Below are 692 nucleotides of genomic sequence, written 5' to 3' on the forward strand. Positions count from 1 at the left end.
TCCAGGCCTGGGCCGCCGGCGCCGCCAACAATGGCTGGGCGCTGCTCCCGCTCGGCAACGACGGGTGGGACTTCCTGTCCGCACAGGGCGCCACCGCGCCCCGCCTCACCATCACCTACGAAACCGGAACCACCACCGCCGCGCCCGCACCCGCGCCAGCACCCGTGCCGGCGCCGGTCCTCGCGCTGACCGGCGGCGTGAGCCTCGCGGAAGGCAACAGCGGCAGCACGGCCTTCGTCTTCACCGTCACCCGCTCGGGCGACGTCACGGGCACGTCGAGCGCGACGTGGTCGGTGGCGGGCAGCGGCACCAGTCCGGCCGCGGCCAGCGACTTCGCAGGCGGCGTGCTGCCCTCCGGCACGGTCAGCTTCGCCGCCGGCGAAACAAGCAAGACCGTCGCCATCCAGGTCGCGGGCGACACTACCGTCGAGGCGAACGAGACCTTCACGCTGACATTGTCGGGCCCGAGCGGCGCAACGCTCGGGACAGCCAGGACGACCGGGACCATCGTGAACGACGACACCGCCACTTCGGTCCGCAGCACCGTGAGCTTCCAGCAGGGCGTGAACGGCTACGCCGGCACGCGCGACACGGAGCTGCGCCAGGCGGCGGCCACCACCTCGCAGGCCACCGCCACCAGCCTCAGTATCGATGGCGATGCCCCGAGCGGCACCGGACAGGACCAGCAGGGC

The 692-nt window shown here is 72.8% G+C and carries 1 protein-coding gene; it reads left to right on the forward strand.

Annotation, left to right across the window (positions count from 1 at the left end; all coding sequences use genetic code 11):
• Positions 1-692 (forward strand): Calx-beta domain-containing protein (locus L2I40_RS24065; RefSeq protein WP_372491118.1); only part of this gene is annotated, 692 nt, incomplete at both ends.

The sequence above is a fragment of the Falsiroseomonas oryziterrae genome, assembly GCF_021864505.1.
In the GTDB taxonomy this organism is placed as follows: domain Bacteria; phylum Pseudomonadota; class Alphaproteobacteria; order Acetobacterales; family Acetobacteraceae; genus Falsiroseomonas; species Falsiroseomonas oryziterrae.